The organism is Saonia flava (assembly GCF_011927795.1).
GTDB lineage: Bacteria > Bacteroidota > Bacteroidia > Flavobacteriales > Flavobacteriaceae > Saonia > Saonia flava.
In genome coordinates, this window is sequence record NZ_JAATJJ010000002.1 from 896848 (window position 1) to 919084 (window position 22237).

Here is a 22237-nt window from a genome sequence, read left to right on the forward strand (position 1 = left end):
TTTTTTATAAATCTATATTAACACCTAATGTAAATGTTCTCGGGGAAGGATATCTACCCGCATCAATACCCATCAACGTAGGTGTCTGTTGGAAAACCCCAATCTCTGGGTCATAACCACTATATTTTGTAAAAGTATACAGGTTCTGAATACTTCCATAAAGCTTGACTCTACTGATACCTATTTTATCCATTAGTTCCCCGGGCAATGAATATCCCAGAGTTACATTCTGAATCCTTAGATAGGATGCATCTTCTACATATCTATCTGAAATTTCAAGGTTCCTAGTATCGTTTCTAGAAAATCTAGGGTAGGTAGCGTCGGGGTTGTCAATAGACCAAAAATCTAAAATTTCAGGTAATTGATTTGTGTATGTTCTATTCCCTGCGGTCAAAAGTCTTCCAATTGCATTAAAAGCATCATTACCGTAAGAACCCTGCACAAATACTGCTAAATCCCAGTTCTTGTATCCAAAAGTATTTTGCCACCCAAAAGTAAAGTCTGGATGGGGATTTCCAATGACGGTTAAATCATTTTCATCAATAACCCCGTCATTATTTTGATCTTTGTATTTAACATCTCCCAGCCAGGTTGCCGCAAACAAATTATCTTCAAAAGGAAGGTCAAACTGCACTGGTGCTCCTTGAATATCATCTAGGGTTCGGAACAAACCTTCAGCTTCATAACCATAAAATAACCCTATTGGTTGACCCTCACGTGTTATGGAAATATTTTGCTCACCGTCATAATTCACGTTCATGGTTCCAAAAATTTGTGGAACTTCATTTAATTGGGTCACCTTATTTTTGTAATGGGACACTGTTAAGTTAGATTCCCAAGAAAAATCCGTATTACCCAAAGTTCTATACCCTATGTTCACATCAATACCTTTGTTGACCATTTCACCCAAGTTAACCCATGGAGCTTGGATGGCACCCACTGAGCTACCACCGGTAATAAAGTCGGTTGCCGCAAACTGAAACAAAAAGTCCTTGGACACTTTATTATATACTTCCACTGTTGTTTTTAACCTTGAGTCCAATATGGTGAAGTCCAGCCCCAGGTTTGTTTGTGTCGAAGATTCCCAAGTCAAATCGGGGTTTGCAAAATTTGCAACCAAGAAACCGGTACCCAACCCTGTTGCTGCTGGAGTTAATCTTGCCCCATAGGCAAAATTGGGTATGTTTTGATTACCCACTTCTCCATAACCTCCATAAATTCTAAGATTCTCTATTGGAGACCCATCCATAAAATCCTCTTTAAAAAGTTTCCACGAAACAGAAGCAGATGGAAAATAACCCCATTTATTTCCTTCGGCAAATCGTGAAGAACCATCTGCTCTAAACGAAGCAGTGAGATTATATTTGTCATTTAATGAATATATCAACCTTCCAAAATAAGAGCTTAAAGAATTACTGCCCTTAAATTGACTAACATTGTCATCAGCATCACCTGTGCCCAGAATTGGCACCTCATTACCTACAAAAGCACCATCCGAAGCTGTTATACCTCCATATTTTGCTTCTTGAGATTCTTGCCCTAAAAGTACGGTTACATTATGTTGGTCATTAAAATTATTTTGATAGGTCAATAAATTTTTAATTATCCAGAAATCATTATTAGTTCTAGTGACTCTAGCTGTATTAACATCTATTCCATCATCTCCATATTGATAAGTAGGTGTAAATTGATCGGTAAGTCCGAAACCAAAATCGCCACCAAACTCTGTTCTAAAGCTAAGGTTATTACCCAATTTAAAATTGACAAAAATATTGCCCAACAAACGGTTATTGGTTTGCTCATTTTTTAAGCTCAATGCGTTGGCTATTGGATTTTGATTTCTAAAATCATCATTTGTAGGACCCGCAAATGTACCATCCGGGTTGTATACAGCCGTTGCAGGGTTGTTCAATAATGACAATCCTATAAGACCACCACTATTACCATTCAATGTAACATTTTGCTTTGTTCTACTTGCAGTCAATGTAAGTCCAACATCTAGCCAATCGTTTAATCTAGAATCTACATTCGCACGGACAGTAGCTCTTTTAAAATCTGAAGCAATGACCGTTCCATCTTGATTTAAGATACCGGCAGATAAATAAAAATTGGTTCCTTCTTTATTTCCTGCAAAGGAAACTTGATGGCTTTCTAGCAAAGCAGTATCAAAAATCTCCTTTTGCCAGTTAGTGCCTTCACCCAAAAGTTCTGGTCGTAAAAAAGCCAAATTTTCCTGTAATCCATATATTTCATTGATTTCATTCTGAAGCACCGCATATTCCTGTAAGTTCATTACATCAATAATATTAGTAGGCTGCTGAACGGCTATATAAGAATTATATGAAAGTGTACCCTTATCATTTTTTTTACCTTTTTTGGTTGTAATCAGTACAACCCCATTAGAACCTCTAGACCCATAGATTGCCGTTGCTGAGGCATCTTTGAGAATATCCACTGATTCAATGTCATTTGGATTAATGGAAGCCAAAGGACTTACTCCTCCTCCTCCATCACCAGAAACAGGAACTCCATCTATGATATATAATGGCTCACTTGATCCAGATATGGTATTAACACCACGAATCCTTACAGAAACAGAACTACCCGGCCTACCTGAGTTGGTTGTTACACTTACACCAGCAGCTCGACCTTGTATCATCTGATCAACACTTACTTGGGGAATGGTCTCCAAAGCCTCTGTATTGACCGATGCCACTGCACCACTTATATCTTCTTTTAATTGTGAACCATAACCAATGACCACTACCTCATCCAATTGCTGAGTATCTTCGGTTAAGGATACATTGAGGGTAGATCTACCATTTACAGCTATTTCTGATGTTTGAAACCCCAAGTAACTAAATACTAGAGTAGCATTACTTGGAGCTGAGATATTATAATTTCCATCAAAATCGGAAACCACCCCATTGCTGGTCCCTTTCTCTACAATGTTAACTCCTGGAAGTGGTGTCCCATTGGAGTCATTTACAACACCACTTACTTGATTTTGAGCCCAAATGCTTTGACCGACAAAACAAAAGAGCAGCAGTAAATAGCAGTGTTTTACACCACGACAACTATTCTTAATTTTAAAATTTCGCATACTTTTTGGTGAGTTTGAACTAGTTAGTTTTTAATTATATAACATTATTAAGTTGCTTTAATTAACATATACACAAAAAAGCATACATATTTTTCAAGGTTTCAAAGTTATGCGAAGAGTTAACCAAACGTTAATCTTATTTTGTCATTTCCTAACAAAATATTAATATATAATGAAGAATATTTCCTTTTCTACTAAAAAATAGACATTTATCTTGCATAAAAGCAAAATAATTGGCAAATAATTATAATCATTCAATTTAGAACCATTATTGTTAGTTGAAGTTGCATCAATTAAGGTTTACCTAGAAATACTACTACAAATCAATTAAAAATCAATACTTAATACAGCAGCAACCTTAATGTTAAAATATTGTTAGAATACTATTGCTTAATGACAAAATAAGATTATTTGCCTAGGGAGTGTATTCTTAATTTTGTTGATTGCATATTTTATATTTATTTGATTTGTTTTTTGAATTATGCACAACAAAACAAATCATTAATTATCGAAATGTGGACATTTAACATATTATTAATTTAAACATGAAAAAAAAATATGTTTTGGTGCTGTGTTCTGTTATTGCTCTCAGTTCTTGTAAATCCCTTTACAACAAAGAATACTTTAAACCAGATTTGACAGATGATAAAGTATCCTTATCTGTAAAAAAATTGCATAAAAAGCTTTATTACACCTCAACTAATGGATTTGCTATAGGACACCAAGATGCAACATCTTATGGAATTGGGTGGAACTATTCTGACAATCCTAATAAAATAAGAAGCGATGTCAATGACCTTGTGGGTGACTTCCCTGCTGTTTATGGGTATGACATTGGACATATAGAGCTTGCACATAAAGCAAATTTAGATGATGTTGATTTTGATACCATGCGAAAATTAATCATTGAAGCCCATAAAAATGGAAGCATCATTACTTTAAGCTGGCATTTAGACAATCCGGTAACTGGTGGAGATTCTTGGGATCCCACTTCGGCTGTTTCATCCATCATTAGTGGCGGATCAGAAAAAGAAAAGTATAACTTATGGATTTCCAGGTTGGCCCAGTTTATTAAATCTTTAAGTTATAAAGGAAAAAAAATTCCAGTCATATTCAGACCTTTTCATGAAATGAATGGCGCATGGTTTTGGTGGGGAGAGTCTAATTGCTCCGCAGAGGATTACAAAACTTTATGGAAAGAAACAGTCCATTTATTAAGAGATAAACATAAATTGCATAATATTATGTATGCTTATTCCCCCAACAAACTAAACCCCAATGATGATTATCTAAAGTATTATCCTGGAGATGACTATGTGGATATATTAGGAATAGATATATATGATTTTAACAATGCAGAAGATTATATAAAATCTCTGAACCACGATTTAAATTTGGTAAGAGAAATAGCAAAAGAAAAAAATAAACTATATGCTTTTACAGAAACTGGGATAGAAAAAATACAAACACCCAACTGGTTCACGGAAGTGATATACCCAAACATTGCAAACTCAGGCATTGCTTGGGTTTTATTTTGGAGAAATGCCCGTTTAGACCATCATTATATGTCTTACAGAGGACATATAAGCGAGGAGGATTTTAAAAAATTTAAAGAACTGCCCCAAACACTGTTCCAAAAGGATATGAATAACTTAAAATATTAAACCCGTATGTTGACATCCATAGATATCGCAATAATCTTAGTCTATTTGCTTTCGACCATATTGATAGGTTTGGTCATGAGAAAAAGAGCCCAGCGCAGTAAAGATGATTATTTGTTAGGAGGCAAATCAATTCCATGGTATATGTTAGGATTGTCCAATGCTTCAGGAATGTTTGATATTTCTGGAACCATTTGGTTAGTTACCCTAATGTTTGTTTATGGTATTAAAAGTGCCTGGATTCCTTGGTTGTGGCCTGTTTTTAATCAGATATTTTTAATGGTTTATCTTTCCAAATGGTTAAGACGTTCCAATGCCACAACTGGTGCGGAATGGATAGGAACTCGTTTTGGATTTGGCAAGGGAGCAAAAATGTCGCATATCATTGTAGTAGTATTTGCTTTGGTTGTTTGCTTAGGTTATTTGGCTTATGGTTTTATTGGGTTAGGAAAATTCATCGAAATATTTATACCCTGGGAATCGATTAGTACCTATATCCCTTTTGAAATTTCTCCAGAATACGTGCCTCATTTTTATGGGACTGTATTCACCTGTTTCGCGGTATTTTATTCTTTATTGGGCGGTATGTCCGGCATTGTCTGGGCAGATGTACTCCAATTTAGCATTATGACCATAGCTGCATTGGTAATTGGTTATTTGGGATGGCAAGCCGTTGGAATTTCTGGAGTGAATGTTCCTGATGGATGGATGAATCCTTTCAAAGGAGGATTGGATATGGATTGGAGCAGAATTATTCCGGAAGTCACGGAAAAAATAAAAAGTGATGGCTATGGGTTGTTCACCATTTTCCTATCCATGATGTTGTTCAAAGGAATTCTTGTAAGTGTCGCTGGGCCAGCACCAACATATGACATGCAGAAAATTTTATCTACTAAATCACCAGCTGAGGCTTCCAAAATGAGTGGATTTGTTTCAGTAATATTAATGCCAATCAGGTATTTAATGATCGCTGGTTTTGCTGCCTTAGCATTAATCTATTATGATAAGTTAGATTTACTTACCGCGACAGGAAGTATCGATTTTGAACTGATTCTTCCAGCGGCAATCAGAGAATTTGTACCCGTAGGCCTGTTAGGTTTATTATTGGCTGGGTTAATCGCTGCCTTTATGTCCACCTTCGCAGGAACTTTGAATGCCGCACAAGCCTATTTGGTAAACGATATATATTTGAAGTACACGAAACCAAATGCATCTACAAAGCAAATAAAAAATATGAATTATCTAACCGGTATTACTGTTGTACTGGTGAGTATTGTGCTCGGAATTTTTGCCGAAGACGTAAATTCTGTATTGAACATTATTGTATCCGTCCTCTATGGAAGTTATGTGGGGGCCAACATCTTAAAGTGGCACTGGTGGAGATTTAATGGAGAAGGATTTTTCTGGGGAATGGTTGCTGGACTATTAACGGCCTGGATTGTTCCATCCTATATTTTTCCAAATGTAAACGAGCTCTACTTATTCCCCATTCTATTGGTTGTTTCATTAATAGGAAGTATAGTAGGTACCTATTCGGCACCTCCAACCGATGAAGCTGTATTAAAAGATTTTTATAAAAATGTAAGACCATGGGGATTCTGGAAACCAGTCCATGACAAATTAGTGGCTGAAGATTCCAGTTTCAAGAAAAATGAAAGTTTTGGCATGGATATGTTCAATGTTGCCATCGGTATAGTTGCACAGACAACATTGGTAATTCTTCCTATGTATATAATATTTAGACAAAGTACTCCTGCATATATATCTGTAATAGTATTGGTAGTATGCATATTCTTATTAAAAAAGTTCTGGTGGAACAAATTAAACGAAAAATGGAATTAACACTAACCAACGAAGCAAAAATGGCACTTCACAATCTTGAGAAGGTTAAAGAAGAATACAATCAATTAATTCATAGAAAAAACAGTCCTGAATCAAAATCCAATGGTGTTTATCAAAGATATACATATCCAGTTATAACTGCAGAACATGCACCAGTGCATTGGAGATACGATTTAAACAAGGCCTCCAATCCCAATGAAATGGAGAGGATTGGTATTAATGCTGCATTTAATGCTGGAGCAATGAAATGGGGAGAGAATTATGTTCTCTGTGTGCGTGTGGAAGGAAACGACAGAAAATCTTTCTTTGCTATTGCAGAAAGCCCTAATGGTGTGGATAATTTTGAATTTTGGGACAAGCCATGTATTATCCCACAAATAGAAGGTAATCCAGATACTAATGTATACGACATGCGCTTAGTACAGCACGAAGATGGCTGGATATATGGTATCTTCTGCACAGAACGTAAAGACCCCAATGCCCCTGCTGGTGACACTAGCTCTGCTATAGCAAATGCGGGAATTGTTAGAACAAAGGACTTGGTAAATTTTGAACGCCTCCCAGATTTAATCTCAAATACAGGCCAACAACGAAATGTAGTATTGCATTCTGAATTTGTAAATGGTAAATATGCGGTATACACTCGTCCACAAGATGGCTTTATAAGTGTTGGCAATGGTGGTGGAATTGGTTTAGGTTATGTAGATGATATGACCAATCCAGTTGTTAATGATGAAAGGATTATGAGCAACAAAGCATACCACACAGTTTATGAGTTAAAAAATGGTTTAGGACCTGCACCTATTAAAACAAGAATAGGATGGTTGCATCTTGCACATGGGGTAAGGAATACTGCTGCCGGTCTTCGTTACACTCTATATATGTTCATGACAGATTTAAAAGATATATCTAAAGTAATACACCAGCCGGCTGGTTATTTTATGGCCCCATTCAATGATGAAAGAGTAGGTGATGTGTCGAATGTTCTGTTTACAAATGGGTGGATTGAGGATAAGGATGGCACTGTTTTTATCTATTACGCTTCTTCAGATACGCGCATGCACGTTGCCGTTTCATCGGTTGAAAGGTTGGTGGATTATGTCACAAATTCCCCTGAGGATACATTTACATCTGCTGGTTCCGTGCAAACTATTATTGATCTTGTTGAAAAAAATAAGGGATTGTATTAATGACGAATGATTACCAGGAGTTAAAATCTGAACTTGGCTCTGAATTAATTAATATTTTAAAGTATTGGTCCGAAAACACCTTGGATTATGAGCATGGTGGTTTTTTAGGAAAAAGAAACCATTATAATGAAGTGGTCCATAAAGCTTCAAAAGGAATTATTTTAAATGCCAGAATTCTTTGGTCTTATTCCGCCGCTTCAAATCACTTAAAATCCAATGCTTATAAGTTAGAATGTGATAGGGCATACCATTATTTAGAGAGTTATTTTAGGGACAAAATCTATGGAGGCGTTTATTGGGAACTAAGTTTTTCCGGCAAGCCCATTAGCGTAAGAAAACAAGTATATGCACATTCTTTTGCCATATACGCCCTAGTAGAATATTATTTGTTCAGTAAAAACAAAGATGCCAAAACATGGGCAATAGAGCTTTTTGAACTTTTGGAAAAACATGCAAAAGACAAAGTAAAATTAGGGTATTTAGAAGCCTTTAGTGAAAATTGGGATGTTATTGCGGACATGAGATTAAGTGAGAAAGATATGAATGCGGCCAAAACTATGAATACACATTTACATGTTCTTGAGGCATATACTTCACTACTTAAAATATACAAAAACAATGAGTTAAAGAAATCCCTTAGGGATTTAGTAGAAATTTTTCTAAAAAAATTCCTTACTCCAAATAACCATTACCATCTTTTTTTTGATGAAGATTGGAATCTAATGAGCAATTCTATTTCATATGGCCATGATATTGAAACGGCTTGGTTGGTCATAGAGGCCGCCAAAGCAATAGAGGATGTGGAATTATTAAAAAACGCACAAAATATCGCTATAAAAGTTGCAAATACCTTTTTGGAAGAAGCAATAGATAATGATGGATCGGTTATTAATGAAAAAAACCTCACTACCAATGAAATTGATTATGACAGACATTGGTGGCCACAGGTAGAAGCTCTGATCGGCCTTAAATATGCATATAAAATAGAACCACAAAAAGAATACATAAAAAGTTCCCTTGCCATTTGGGATTACACCAAGAAAAACTTAATAGATAAAAAAAATGGTGAATGGCATTTTAGAGTTAATAGAAACGGAAATGCATACACAGAAGAGGACAAAGTTAGTATGTGGAAAGCACCTTACCATGCGGTTAGGGCATGCATTTTATTAAATGAAAATTGATATGAAAAAGACATTTGTAGGTTATAAAATTTTGTTTTTTATGTTTTTGATTGTAGGATGTTCCAAAGACGATACTTCTACTCCACCAACGCCAGAACCCGAATCCTTTGCTGTTAGTATTTCAGCTACCTCCCGTTCAGCGGCAGAACCGGGAACAAATGGTCAATTCACAATAGCATTAAACAAAGCTATAAGCAGTGATGTGACCATAGACTACATAATAACTGGAACTGCAACAAATGGCACGGATTATGAAACTGTAGCAACATCTGTTAATATTCCGGCAAATACGGCCAGTGTAACAATACCCGTAGTTGTACTATCAGATTTCGAGGTTGAAGAGACAGAAACAGTAATAATAACCTTAACTGCCAGTAGTAGCAGCAATGTCAAAATAAGCACATCCAATACGGCAACGGTGACTATTGAAGATGAACCAGAGTCCATGTCATTCCTTCCATCCGAAGCAGCCTCTTATATGACAAACCCAAATTCAACTGAAGAAACAGTCGCTTTATTTTATAACTTAAAAATATTATCAGAAACAAGTATTGTAGTGGGGCAACAAGATGCTTTTAGCGTTTTTTATAATGATCAAATTGGGGATTCCGACATAAAAAAGACAACAGGCAGTGACCCAGGTCTTTTGGGTTCTGACTTTATTTTTATAACTGACAATCAAAATGATGGAACCTCCACTAACTGGTTTTATCAACAAGAACAAATGGTCATTGAAGATGTAATTGAAGCTTATGACAAAGGAATGATCAACACTTTTGCATGGCATTTTAGGGAGCCATATGATGGTGAGCACTTTTATGCGGAGGATATGACCCAGTTCCAAAGGGAAAATGCCTTCAAGAGTATTTTGCCGGGAGGTGCCAATCATGATTATTATTTGGAAAAATTAGATAAAGTTGTGGAAGTGGCGGGTAACCTTATTGGAACAGATGGCAAATTAATTCCCTTCATTTTTAGGCCTTTCCATGAGTTTGATGGCAGCTGGTTCTGGTGGGGGGCTGCATATTGTACTCCCGAAGAATTTAAGACCCTATGGCAGTTCACTGTTGAATATCTAAGGGACACTAAAGGTGTAAACAATATTCTTTTTGCATTTTCCCCAGATAACAGTTATTCAACCGAGGCTGGTTATTTAAGTCGGTACCCAGGAGACAATTATGTTGACATCTTGGGAATGGACAATTATGGGGATTTCAACAATCAAGGGCAAACTGGAGTAAACAATGCCAACAACAAATTGGAGATTATTTCCAATCTTGCAAAAGAGCGTCGAAAAATTGCCGCACTTACAGAAACAGGCTATTTTGTTACCCCAGGACAAAACAATGCCATTCCAGACTTCTATGCTGAAAACATGTATAATGCAATAACCAATAATGATGTAGAACTTGGTTTTCTTATGTTTTGGAACAATTATGGCGATACTTACTGTACACCTCCTCCAAGTGAATCAACAGCAGCACAAGATTTTAATACATTTGTAGAGAAGCCAGGGATTCTATTACAAGATGAGATTCCAAATATGTACATATTGCCGAGCGACTAAAAAAATCACAATCCGCAGAACCAATATATTTTGCGGATTTTTTACTCGCCAATATCTGATTTTCCCCCTGTCTTCTTTAGAAGTCTTATGTTCTGTATTTCAATGCCTTTGTCAATAGGTTTTAACATATCGTACATATTTAAAGCGACCACACTGGCACCGTGCATAGCCTCTACCTCTACTCCAGTTTTATAGTTCGTCTTGACTGTTACAAGAACAGTTATCTGCAATCCAGTAATTTTATAGGATATGTCTGTATATTCAATGGGTAATGGGTGGCAATCCGGTAGAAGTTCCGGTGTTTTTTTTACACCCAGCAAACCCGCAGCCTTACTCATAGAAAATACATTTCCTTTTGGAACCTCATCATTTTTAATGGCCTCCACAGTATTTTGAGAGCTTACCAATACCACTGCCTGCGCAATTGCTGTTCTTAATGTGGATTTTTTATGTGTAATATCAACCATATCTTATTATTTAACTCTAGGATTGGGATAATTATCTGATTGATCTTCTTCTACCTCATCCAAGCAAACAAAATCCTTTTCCAAAAGTAGTTTAATATCTTTCCCTTTTCCAAGACTAACTGTATTCTCATACCCGACAAGATCACTTGTTGCCCATGTATTCCGTTCTTTAGAAGGCACCAATAAGATAATAGCATCATTAATAAACTCCACATCCAATCCGTTTAATCCATCTTTAGCCTTTATTGCATAAATGAGCTTTTTTTCTCTAAACTGTGTTGTTTCTTCAAAATAACCATTCTCACAAAAGGCTTCAACCTCTGTTTTAGTAAGTCTAAACCTTACATAATTACCTTTTATTCTAATCTTCATTTAATCTTCTCTTTTATTGATCAACCCTTGTGTAACTTTGTTTAGGGTTTCCACTTTTTCTTCAAAATCTCCTTTAATTGTCTTACGGTATTCGTTTAGGTTTTTAACCAAGTCATCTATGTTCTCAGGAAGTACCTCTTCAAAAAATTGACGCAAACGTTTCGCGGTTGTAGGTGATTTTCCATTTGTAGAAATGGCCACTTTTACATTCCCTTTAGTTACAATACCTCCCATATAAAAATCACAAAAAGGTGGGTTGTCAGCAACATTAACCAAAATATTCCTTTCCCTACAATCATGATAGACCTGTTCATTAATAGGAACATCATCAGTGCAAGCAATAACCATATGTTTTCCTTCTAAATATTTTTTATCATATGCATCTCGAACTATTTTCACATTTCCTGTTTTGGCCAACATTAAAGTCTCCTCCAAAAAATCTTTCGCCACCATTTGCACTGTAGCATCCGGACTGGATTTAAGTAAAAATGTCATTTTCTCCAGCCCAACATTTCCCCCACCTACAATTAAAATATTCAATTGGGAGGTTTTTAAAAAAATAGGATATAAATTATTCCGTTCCATGTAGCACTTTTGCATTTTTAGTTTGATAATTTATGGTAACCCTTGTTCCCTTTCCAGGTTCAGAGTTAATAAACAACCTACCATTAATATAACCCATACGTTCTTTCATAAAAAAGAGTCCCATTCCACCTTCACTTGTATTTGTAGGTAATTGGTTCAAAATTGAATCATCAAAACCTTTTCCATCATCATCCACTACTATGCTCAAAATATTATCCGAATAGTTTATTGTGAGCAAAATATAATTGGAATCAGCATATTTTATTGCATTGTTAATGGCCTCTTGTGATACTCTATATATATTGGTTTCTGCCAAAGAATCAAATCTAATATTTTCTTTCGCCTTGTTCTCAAACAAAATATTCTTACCTGTTAACTTTGCCAGTTCCGATGTCATTTTCTGTAGTGCCGGAAAAATACCATGATCACTAAGCTCTGGTGGAGTTAAATTAAAAGTGGCCGTACGCACTCCTTTTATTAAGTCTGATGTAAGTTGTTTTATATAAGCAATTTTTTCAACGGTTTTATCCTTTTGATCTAAATTAATGGACTCAATATTAAACTTGAGCGCTGTAAGCATTTGCCCTATTCCATCATGGATATCTTTTGCAATTCGTTTTCTCTCTTCTTCTTGCCCTTCTACTATCTGGCCTGCCTGTTCTTGTTTCTGGCGCAAACTTTCCTCATATTTTTCTTTACTTAACTGCTCTATTTTAAGTTGTGTTATTTTTCTTTGGGTAATATCCGAACATAAGATCAAAATGCTTTGTTGCATACTGCTCATATGCATTGGCACTATGGACATATCTAACCATAGATTCTCTCCTGTCTTTGTTTTAACATTGATTTCCTCATTGCGAATATGTTTCCTGCGCGCCCTTAAAACCTCTCTTAAATATTGCCGTTCACCTTCTTCTACTGTTAAGGCTTCTGCCAAGGGCAAACTTAAGTCAGAATTGGTAAGCCCTAAAAGCTCCTTAAATTTTTTACTTATAAAAACAATACTCCCATCATTTTTGGCACTGGCAAAAAGTGCTGCATTGTCTATCACAAAATTAAGTTCTTTAAGTTCTTCTAGTGACTTCTCCTTCTCGGCATAAAGTCTTTTAATTTCATTTGCATTCTGATCTGACCTCTGTCGGCTTTTGAGTAAGTCCTTTATGGTATTTCTTATGTGTATGGACAAGGGCCTAAAAATGAAAAACATTTCTAGCAAAAGTATTCCCAAAGAAATGGCCAAAAGCAAATATTCCTTAAACTTCAATTTTTGTAATTGCTCCTTGCTACGCTCATCATATTCATTAACAATGTTATCCATCAACTCTAGAAAAGTGCGCTCATTTTGTAATAGAACAGTAATATTCTCTTCATAAGTTTCAGACAAACCATCTTTTACAATGCTTTCTACAGCAGCAACCATGGCATTGTGGTGTGGGGTAATTTGCTTGAACAATTCAACAATTTCCTTATCATCTTCGATTGGTAAACCCTGTGGCATATTTCCATACTGCAAGCCGTCGTGCGATTCTTTCCATATTCGCAACGTATTATCAATCTCTGATACTATGATTTTTTTTTCCCCTTCAGAATTTGCTGTTTTGAGCAATAGAGCCTCCTTGACCAATTTTTGGCTATATGCACGCTGTCTTCCCGCAACATTAATTACCCTAGAATCGTCCAATTGCGAATTTAAATGTAGTTGGATAAGTATTTGGGCAACAATAATGGCAATGGCAATGGCTGCCAAGGCAAAGAGATACCATTTTCGCATCCTTTGAAAAGCAGAGGTGTCCAGAGGTTGTTGCCTTTTACTATTTGTCATAATATGCCATTACAAGGTAAAGATAAGTCATCAACCCACAACCGCCTTGGAAATAAGGTCTAGGGAATCTTTGGACAAGGGTAATTTTAAAGCAGCTTCTTGGCCATTATTAGACATTTTTCTCCATGTTTTCTGCACAATATCTATCATTTTTTCCTCCGAATACTTCTTAGCAAAATCTTCAAAATAAAACTCTAAGAAAACTAGGCAGATGATATCTTCCAAAGTTTGGGTTTCATGGTTCTTTTTTAGTTGCTTCTTTTCCAATAAAAAAGCTACTTTATTAATAATTTCATCATCGTAGCCAACCTTTTCTAAAATTTCTGATGCCTTTTTTGCATGGAATTTTTTTAAATCCTGACGCCATTTTAAGTATCCAACTCTATCCATTGGATACGAATCCCTAGGAATTTCCCATCTACAAATATGTTGGCAACGGGCAGTTAGTTGAAGTGCTTCTGACGCATTTGGAACAAAATCCTGTAACTTTTGCGTCATTCTTATGGCATACAGTAACTCTTTTGGATATTCCTTTCCTAAATATGTTTCTTTATTGGGGTCTTTGCTATTTGCCTCATCAAAATATTTAAATGCAGCAACTAATTTTTCGGAAGCTTCCATAGCTATATGTAGTTTTTACCAAAGCTATTCAGAAAACCCAATATAAACAAAGTCGTTCTCAATTTTTACCGGATAGGTAGCAATGGCATCCAAATCCCCGTTTAGGTTTTCCCCAGTTTCTAGAGAAAATGTTTTCTTGTGCATGGGACATGCAATTTTAGGTATTCCATTTTCATCCCCCAACATTCCTCTTGACAAAACCATTTCCATTTTATGTGGACATAGATTTTGACAGGCAAACCATTGTCCTTTTCTTTTAAAATTGAAAACAGCTATTTGCTTGTCCCTATACTTTACACAGGCGCCACCATTTTCATGAAAATCACCAACTGAGGCTGCCTTGAACCATACTTTTACTTCATTTGGTGATACCTTTATATATTTTGATAAGATTGACTCCATAGACTTTTTCTTAGTAATTTCTAATTTCCCCAATGTTCTGGCATTTTTTGTTCCCTCATTGGCACAAATACCAAATTATCATCCCTATCATCAGAATTTACAAAATGATTGAACCGTTTTTTTGTGTTCTCATTTTCAATGGCCTGCTTCCATTCGCATTCATAGGCATCGACCAAAAATTGCATTTCTCTTTCCAATTCATCGGCAATATTCAAACTATCCTTAACAACAATCTTTTTTAATTGTTCCATACCACCTTCCAATTTATCCAACCATGCGGCAGTGCGCATAAGGGGTGCCGCGGTTCGTATATAATACATTAAAAACCGATCCAAATATTTGATGCATGTTTCATTATCCACTTTTTCAGTAAGAAGCAGAGCGTGTTTTGGAGTGGCTCCACCATTGCCGCATACATAAAGATTCCAACCTCCTTCAACTGCAATTACTCCAAAATCCTTTCCTCGTGCTTCGGCACATTCACGTATACACCCCGAAACCCCTCCTTTTAGTTTATGGGGAGAACGCAGTCCTTTATATCTTTCTTCTAGCTCTATTGCAAAACTTACACTTTCGTCCAATCCATAACGGCACCAAGTGGAGCCAACGCAACTTTTGACGGTACGCAATGCTTTTCCATAGGCATGTCCGCTTTCAAAACCACCATCAATAAGCTCCTTCCAAATTGCAGGTAAATCATTTAACTCAGCTCCAAATAAATCTATTCGCTGTCCCCCAGTGATTTTGGTATACAAATTATATTTCTTTCCGACCTCGCCGATTATAATCAATTTTTCTGGGGTAATTTCACCTCCCGGAATTCTTGGAACAACAGAATAGGTTCCATTTCGCTGAATATTCGCCAAGAATTTATCGTTGGAATCCTGTATAACATCTTCTTTATTGGCAGTATCCATGTATAAGCTTGCAAAAATTGCTGCAACAACTGGTTTACACACCTCACAACCATCACCTTTTCCACAGGCATCCAATGTTTCATCAAAAGAGGTCAATCTTTTTACCTTAATAATACCATACAGTTCTTGACGCGTATAATCAAAGTGCTCACAAACACTATTTTTAACTTCTTTACCTAATGATTTTAGCGTTTCGTTCACTAAGTCAACCACCATTGGCTTGCAACCACCGCAACTGGTACTTGCTTTGGTGCATTTAGCAACTTCGGCAAAATTTTCGCAACTTCCATTTTCAATAACACCACAAATTGTTCCTTTGGTTACATTTTCACAAGAACAGATTTGGGCAGTATCCGGTAAATCCATGGCGCTACCAAATGAAGCCCCACCTTCACCACGAGCACCAATGATCAAATCCTCTGGGTTTTCTGGAATTGCCATTCCATTGAGATAAATTTGATGTAGCATATTATAATCTGTTGCATCACCTACCAAAATACCTCCTAACAATTTTTTCCCGTCATGACTCACATTAATTCTCTTGTACAGGCTCTTGGTCTTATCCTCAAATAAAATGGAATGACCCTTTGCCGCAGGCATAAAAGGCTCGCCAAAACTTGCTACATCCACGCCTATTAATTTTAATTTTGTCGACATATCAATTTCGGAGCTCATCACGGTATCTTTTCCAAGTATGTGTTCAGCAGCCACTTCTGCCATTTCATATCCAGGCGCAACCAGTCCATAAATCATTTGATTGTATAATGCAACTTCCCCAATGGCGTATATGGCCTCATCGGAAGTCTGCATTTTATTGTTAACAACAATTCCTCCACGAACACCCATTTCCAAGTCACAGGTTTTCGCAATTTCATCTCTCGGTCTTATTCCTGCTGAAACGACCAACATATCCACATTCAATGTATCATCCTCACCAAACTCCATTCCAGTAATTGTTCCATTACCTAATATCTGATTGGTAGCTTTACTTAAATGAATATTGATTCCAATTGATTCCAATTTTAATTGGAGCACCTTACTACTTCTAGAGTCTAACTGTCTTGGCATAAGTTTAGGGGCAAATTCCACCACATGTGGTTCCAATCCCATATCCATTACCGCCTTTCCAGCTTCTAAACCCAATAATCCACCCCCCAGAACAGCTGCCTTTGCATTTGGCTTAGTTTTTTTGAGTTTAGCCGCGTACGCAAGCATTCCTTCTAAGTCCTCAATAGTCCTATAAACAAACACCCCTTCTTTTTCAACCCCTTTTATCGGAGGTACAAAAGGAACAGATCCCGTAGCCAAAACTAGATAGTCATAGGAAAACTCTCTTTCTTTTGCGGTAGTAATGGTTTTTCCACTCCTATGAATGTCAGTTACTCTCTCATTGGTTATTAAATCAATGTTATTATCAACATACCAACTTACTGGGGCAAGTTCTAATGCTTTCGCATCTTCATTTTCGAAAAACTCACTTAAATGAACACGGTCATAGGCAGGTCTTGGCTCTTCACCAAAGACAATAAGTTTGTAATTTTCACTTCCTTTCTTTGAAATAAATTTTTCACAAAACTTATATCCGACCATTCCATTTCCAACAACTATTATGGTTTTCATATCTATAATCCTTAGAATAAGAATCAAAATTACGTATAATTACGTAATTTTTATATGACTATATCAAAATAAATACGTAGTTAAATTGTGGATTTAGCAATTTTCATATTATAAACGTAAGTTTTCCATTTGGATTAAGCTCCAAAAAGAGGATTTGCAAGAATGTGAAATATCAAAATATATTCTTGCAAATATCTAAAGGCCTATACAATTCTCAACACCTTCATTTTCAAAAACAAAACACTGTGCATCAATGAATAAATGACTATTACATCTTATAATCCCATTTATAAATTAGCAAATGCGCCTATCATTTTTTTTCAATCCCTTAGTTTTCACTCTTCAATTTACCCGCCTTCGTAAAAATGAATCTCTAATCCCTTGAATTGTACTTAAGAAGCCAAAGTATTTCTACATTTAGAATTACCTGAACCACTACTAACCCAACTAAATACATGACAAATGGAAAAAGAAGAAAGTTTATTTGACCGCATTGGAGGAATGGAAGCTGTAGATATAGCTGTTACCATTTTTTACGACAAAGTCCTTACTGACACTAGTGTTAATCATTTCTTTGAATCAATAGATATGGATACACAAGCGGGTAAATTAAAAGCTTTTTTAGCCTATGCTTTTGGAGCACCATTAAATTATTCTGGAAAAAATATGAAAGACGCCCATGCAAGCATGAAAATTACCGAAGAGCATTTTAATGCCATTGCTGGACACTTAATTGACACACTCAGGGATATTAACGTTAAACAAGATCAAATAGATGAGGTCATAGAAATAGCTTTGAGCACGAAGAATGACATTGTAAATTCTTAACTTAGGGTAAACCCACACAATATTAAGAAAAGCATTTTACCAACCCATTGCGTATTCTAAACAGTAAGCATCTTTATCATATCATTAAAAAAATAACCCGCTTTTTTAAAATATCATATTTGCGCCCGTAACATTCCTAGAATACCGTAAAAATATGCTAAATACATGTGATACGTATTTATGCTACGTATTTATACCTAGTTTTGTTTGTTCAACGAAGCAAAACATATCACAATGAGCACATTAACAACTCCCCAAGCAACTAAGCTTAATTTAAAAGATTTCAAAAGTGTGCCTATGCGCACTTTTTGGATAACCTCAATCGCCTTTTTCACCTGTTTTTTTGCATGGTTTGGAATTGTACCCTTCATGCCCGATGTGGTAAAGGATTTAGGGCTTACCCCATCGCAAAAATGGAACTCCATTATACTTGCGGTAACAGGGACTGTTTTTGCAAGATTATTAATAGGAAAATTGTGTGACAAGTATGGACCCAGACTATGCTATACCTATTTATTGGTTTTGGGGGCAATCCCTGTTATCCTAATAGGTTTTGTGCAAACACCCTTACAATTTCTTATTTGTAGATTGTTTATAGGATTCATTGGAGCATCTTTTGTTATTACACAGTTCCACACCTCTATCATGTTTGCACCCAATATTGTAGGAACAGCCAATGCAACCTCTGCCGGCTGGGGAAATCTAGGAGGAGGTGCTAACCGATTAGGAATGCCATTAATTGCCGCGGCTGTGGTAAGTTTTGGTGTTGCCGATGAGATTGCCTGGAGATACTCTATGGTCATTGCAGGTATAATTTGTTTTACCATGGGCCTTGTCTATTACTTTTTCACGAAAGACACACCACAAGGAAACTATAAGGAATTAAAAGAACGAGGCGCAATGCCCGTTTTCAAAAAAGATGAAGTTTCCTTCCTAAGTACTTTGAAGGATTATAGGGTATGGATATTATTCTTAGTCTATGCGGCAAGTTTTGGAATGGAATTGACCGTATATGGAACAATGGACGATTATCTTCAAAATAGATTTGGCCTAGAAAGGTCTACGGCAGGAAACTTAGTTTTATCATTCGCATTAATGAACATTTTCGCCAGAACATTGGGAGGCTTTTTTGGAGACAAATTTGGAAAATTAAAAGGTTTACGTGGAAGGGTGCTTTTCCTTGCCTGTATTCTTGCTGCAGAGGGTGTTATGCTATCCGTGTTCTCCTTGACCACAAGTTTGGCTATTGGAATTTTCTTTTTAGTAGCCTTTAGTATTACGGTACAAATGGCAGAAGGAGCAACTTTCTCAGTCGTACCATTTATCAATAAGAAAGCTATAGGATCTATATCCGGTATAGTTGGCGCTGGCGGTAATGTTGGGGCATTTTTAGCTGCCTTATTATTAAAGACCAAATCAGCTACTGCAGAAAGTGCCGCTATTGAATCCTCCAAAACATTAGGTGAAGAAGCTGTTAAAACAGCGCAAACGGTCGCTGCTTCAGGCGCTGTATCCAGTGGTTATTTCCTAATTGGAGGTTTTGTAGTTGCCGCCGCATTATTATCATTAACAATAAAATTTGTTACAGTAGATGAAAAAAAGAATGCTATTTTAAATCCTAAAACCAATTTGACCATCGCAGACAAATAAAAAACTTCAGATAGATGACATCTTTTAATCACAGCATATATTCCAGCAAGAATAGGAGAATAACACCCTCAAAAATTGCTTGTAACCTATGTACAAATACAAAGTGTTTGATTCAACGAAATTTAAAATCTGAGATTGTTTCAAAACTAACTGCCAAGAAAAGTGAGATTAAGTGTAAAAAAGGACAACAGTTCATTATTGAAGGTGCTCCAGTAAATGGTTTATTCTTTATATTAAACGGTAAAGTAAAAGTCTTTAGAACTGGTATTAATGGCCGAGAGCAGATAGTCCGCTTCGCTAAAAATGGTGAGATAATTGGCCATCGAGGATTTGGCAGTGAAGAATACTATTCCATAGCTGCGATTGCCATTGAGGATACTATTTTATGTTATTTTTCCAAAAACGCCCTGCAACAGGTTTTACGATCGGACCCAACCTTTACTTATGATTTAATGCTTTTTTATGCCAATGAATTAAATAATAGCGAGGCCAAGGTAAAATTACTTTCCCAAATGACCGTTCGAGAACGTGTAATAGACACACTCCTGTTTGTGCATAGAAAATTTGGTGATAGGAACGGCTATATTAATCTTCCTTTAACAAGAAAAGAATATGCCGATTATGCCGGGACCACAGAAGAACAAGTAATCCGTGTTTTTTCAACTCTTAAAAAAGAGAAACTCATTATTGCAAAAGCAAAACTTATTGGAATCAGAGATGTTCAATTATTAAAAAAAGAAATCTCAGAACATAACTTCTATCTGGACTCATAAAGAGTCTTTAGCACTTAGACCAAACTGCCCAACAATTTTACACTTCTACGTACTTCTCCACACACTCTACGTAATTATATGCTATTGATTATTAAAAACTTACAGTCATTTCCTGTTATTTGGCATGTTTTAACATGATGAAAAAGAGTTTTCAAGATGTTGATTGTCATAAAAGTTTCATTCACATACGTATATATTTGCTTAAAATAAGTATTAATACGTAGAATATTAAAACCAATATGATATGAAACCACAACTTTTTAAAATTTCAATTTTAACACTGCTTTCCATAATAATTACCTCATGTGGCGGCAAAGAAAAAAAATCCACTTCAGGGTCTGAAGAAGCTGAAATAGCAACTGCCGTTTTAGCCATAGAAAAACCGCAGCTAACATTCGGTTTTATAAAGCTTACAGACATGGCTCCATTAGCTATTGCCAAAGAAAAAGGTTTTTTTGAGGAAGAGGGTCTTTTTGTTTCTGTAGAAGCCCAATCCAACTGGAAGAATATACTGGATAGAGTAATAGACGGTCAATTGGATGGCTCCCATATGTTAGCCGGTCAGCCAATTGCCGCCGGCGCAGGTTTCGGAAGACAAGCCGAACTTGTAACGCCATTTTCAATGGACCTAAATGGAAACGGCATCACAGTATCCAATGATGTTTGGTCCAAAATGAAACCAAATGTGCCAAAAGATGCAGATGGAAAAACCATTCATCCTATAAAAGCTGATGCTCTAAAACCTGTAATCACAGAGTATAAAAATAATGGGAATGCATTTAAAATGGGCATGGTTTTTCCAGTATCCACCCATAACTATGAAATAAGGTACTGGCTGGCTGCCGCTGGTATCCACCCAGGGATGTATACAGCAGACAATGTACAAGGTCAAATTGATGCAGAAGTTTTGTTATCCGTTACTCCACCACCACAAATGCCAGCAACTCTGGAGGCCGGAACCATATATGGATATTGTGTAGGTGAACCATGGAACCAGCAAGCTGTTTTCAAAGGAATTGGAGTTCCCGTAACCACAAACTACGACATCTGGAAAAACAATCCTGAAAAAGTATTTGTTATGACTAAAAAGTTTGTTGAGGAAAATCCAAACACGGCCATTGCGGTCACCAAAGCTTTAATAAGAGCAGGAAAATGGTTGGATGAGCCTGGGAATAGACCCGAAGCAGTAAAAATTCTTTCTATGCCCCAATATGTTGGCGCAGATGAAGTGGTTTTGGCGAACTCAATGACTGGGACCTTTGAATTTGAAAAGGGAGACAAACGTTCTATGCCCGACTTTAATGTATTCTACAAGTATAATGCAACCTATCCCTTTTATTCTGATGGCGTTTGGTTCTTGACCCAAATGAGAAGATGGGGACAAATCCCTGAAGCGAAAACTGCTGACTGGTATGACACAACCATTAAAGACATTTACAGACCAGACATATGGAAAAAAGCTGCTGATCTTCTAGTATCTGAAGGACATATTCCAGCTACGGATATTCCAGCCACTGACGGATACAAGCCTGTAACTGCAGATTTTATTGACGGAAACACCTATGACGCTAAAGACCCTATTGGGTATATAAATAGCTTTTCAATAGGAAACAAAGATTAATCAACACTGTTA

The 22237-nt window shown here is 36.4% G+C and carries 17 protein-coding genes; 9 read left to right on the top strand and 8 right to left on the bottom strand.

Translation table 11 applies throughout. The features are described from left to right. Nucleotides 1-4: 4 nt before the first annotated feature. The gene (locus GGR42_RS16215; protein ID WP_167966282.1) at nucleotides 5-3103 is read right to left on the bottom strand and encodes a SusC/RagA family TonB-linked outer membrane protein; all 3099 of its coding nucleotides are present in this window, start codon (nucleotides 3101-3103) and stop codon (nucleotides 5-7) included. A 545-nt stretch (nucleotides 3104-3648) separates the two neighbouring features. Between GGR42_RS16215 and GGR42_RS16220 the strand changes: the two genes are divergently transcribed. The 5 genes from GGR42_RS16220 to GGR42_RS16240 are packed head-to-tail and all read left to right on the top strand — an operon-like array spanning nucleotide 3649 to nucleotide 10547. Further along, nucleotides 3649-4767 (top strand): glycoside hydrolase family 26 protein, encoded by a 1119-nt coding sequence (locus tag GGR42_RS16220; RefSeq protein WP_167966284.1) that lies wholly within the window; start codon nucleotides 3649-3651, stop codon nucleotides 4765-4767. 6 nt (nucleotides 4768-4773) lie between these two features. Further along, the gene (locus GGR42_RS16225) at nucleotides 4774-6606 is read left to right on the top strand and encodes a sodium:solute symporter family protein (RefSeq protein WP_167966286.1); all 1833 of its coding nucleotides are present in this window, start codon (nucleotides 4774-4776) and stop codon (nucleotides 6604-6606) included. Then, entirely contained in the window at nucleotides 6597-7796 is a 1200-nt protein-coding gene (locus tag GGR42_RS16230; protein ID WP_167966289.1) for a glycoside hydrolase family 130 protein, read from the top strand. Before GGR42_RS16225 ends, GGR42_RS16230 begins: the two co-directional genes overlap by 10 nt. Next, nucleotides 7796-8980: an AGE family epimerase/isomerase gene (locus GGR42_RS16235; RefSeq protein WP_167966291.1), complete on the top strand. Its 1185-nt coding sequence runs from the start codon at nucleotides 7796-7798 to the stop codon at nucleotides 8978-8980. The genes GGR42_RS16230 and GGR42_RS16235 overlap by 1 nt, the downstream gene beginning before the upstream one ends. A 1-nt stretch (nucleotide 8981) precedes the next feature. Continuing rightward, the gene (locus tag GGR42_RS16240) at nucleotides 8982-10547 is read left to right on the top strand and encodes a glycosyl hydrolase (RefSeq protein ID WP_167966293.1); all 1566 of its coding nucleotides are present in this window, start codon (nucleotides 8982-8984) and stop codon (nucleotides 10545-10547) included. A 41-nt stretch (nucleotides 10548-10588) separates the two neighbouring features. Here GGR42_RS16240 and moaC read toward each other — a convergent pair whose 3' ends face one another. Genes moaC through nirB form a run of 7 tightly spaced genes read right to left on the bottom strand, consistent with a single transcriptional unit; the run spans nucleotide 10589 to nucleotide 17353 of the window. After that, the gene (moaC, locus tag GGR42_RS16245) at nucleotides 10589-11014 is read right to left on the bottom strand and encodes a cyclic pyranopterin monophosphate synthase MoaC (RefSeq protein WP_167966295.1); all 426 of its coding nucleotides are present in this window, start codon (nucleotides 11012-11014) and stop codon (nucleotides 10589-10591) included. A 6-nt stretch (nucleotides 11015-11020) separates the two neighbouring features. Further along, entirely contained in the window at nucleotides 11021-11386 is a 366-nt protein-coding gene (locus GGR42_RS16250) for a DUF7009 family protein (protein WP_167966297.1), read from the bottom strand. Beyond that, nucleotides 11387-11971 (bottom strand): precorrin-2 dehydrogenase/sirohydrochlorin ferrochelatase family protein, encoded by a 585-nt coding sequence (locus GGR42_RS16255; RefSeq protein WP_167966299.1) that lies wholly within the window; start codon nucleotides 11969-11971, stop codon nucleotides 11387-11389. Next, nucleotides 11958-13793, bottom strand: coding sequence for a sensor histidine kinase (locus tag GGR42_RS16260; protein ID WP_167966302.1), 1836 nt, complete (start codon nucleotides 13791-13793; stop codon nucleotides 11958-11960). Before GGR42_RS16260 ends, GGR42_RS16255 begins: the two co-directional genes overlap by 14 nt. A 30-nt stretch (nucleotides 13794-13823) precedes the next feature. Beyond that, nucleotides 13824-14414 (bottom strand): DUF4202 domain-containing protein, encoded by a 591-nt coding sequence (locus GGR42_RS16265; protein ID WP_167966304.1) that lies wholly within the window; start codon nucleotides 14412-14414, stop codon nucleotides 13824-13826. Nucleotides 14415-14438: 24 nt separating this feature from the next. After that, nucleotides 14439-14816, bottom strand: a complete 378-nt coding sequence (nirD, locus tag GGR42_RS16270) for a nitrite reductase small subunit NirD (RefSeq protein ID WP_167966306.1) — start codon at nucleotides 14814-14816, stop codon at nucleotides 14439-14441. A gap of 20 nt (nucleotides 14817-14836) precedes the next feature. Beyond that, a complete protein-coding gene (gene nirB / locus GGR42_RS16275) occupies nucleotides 14837-17353 on the bottom strand; it encodes a nitrite reductase large subunit NirB (protein ID WP_167966308.1) in 2517 nt (838 codons plus the stop codon). A 462-nt stretch (nucleotides 17354-17815) separates the two neighbouring features. On the opposite strand from nirB, the gene GGR42_RS16280 reads away from it, so the two are divergent. The 4 genes from GGR42_RS16280 (at nucleotide 17816) to GGR42_RS16295 (ending at nucleotide 22225) form a co-directional block, all read left to right on the top strand. Next, nucleotides 17816-18181 (top strand): group I truncated hemoglobin, encoded by a 366-nt coding sequence (locus GGR42_RS16280; protein ID WP_167966310.1) that lies wholly within the window; start codon nucleotides 17816-17818, stop codon nucleotides 18179-18181. Between the two features lie 234 nt (nucleotides 18182-18415). Beyond that, nucleotides 18416-19831 carry an MFS transporter gene (locus tag GGR42_RS16285; RefSeq protein WP_167966312.1) on the top strand — a complete coding sequence of 472 codons (1416 nt, stop codon included), beginning with the start codon at nucleotides 18416-18418 and terminating at the stop codon, nucleotides 19829-19831. A 107-nt stretch (nucleotides 19832-19938) separates the two neighbouring features. After that, nucleotides 19939-20604, top strand: coding sequence for a Crp/Fnr family transcriptional regulator (locus GGR42_RS16290; protein ID WP_245201491.1), 666 nt, complete (start codon nucleotides 19939-19941; stop codon nucleotides 20602-20604). Nucleotides 20605-20848: 244 nt separating this feature from the next. Next, nucleotides 20849-22225 carry a CmpA/NrtA family ABC transporter substrate-binding protein gene (locus GGR42_RS16295; protein ID WP_167966316.1) on the top strand — a complete coding sequence of 459 codons (1377 nt, stop codon included), beginning with the start codon at nucleotides 20849-20851 and terminating at the stop codon, nucleotides 22223-22225. Nucleotides 22226-22237: the final 12 nt, after the last annotated feature.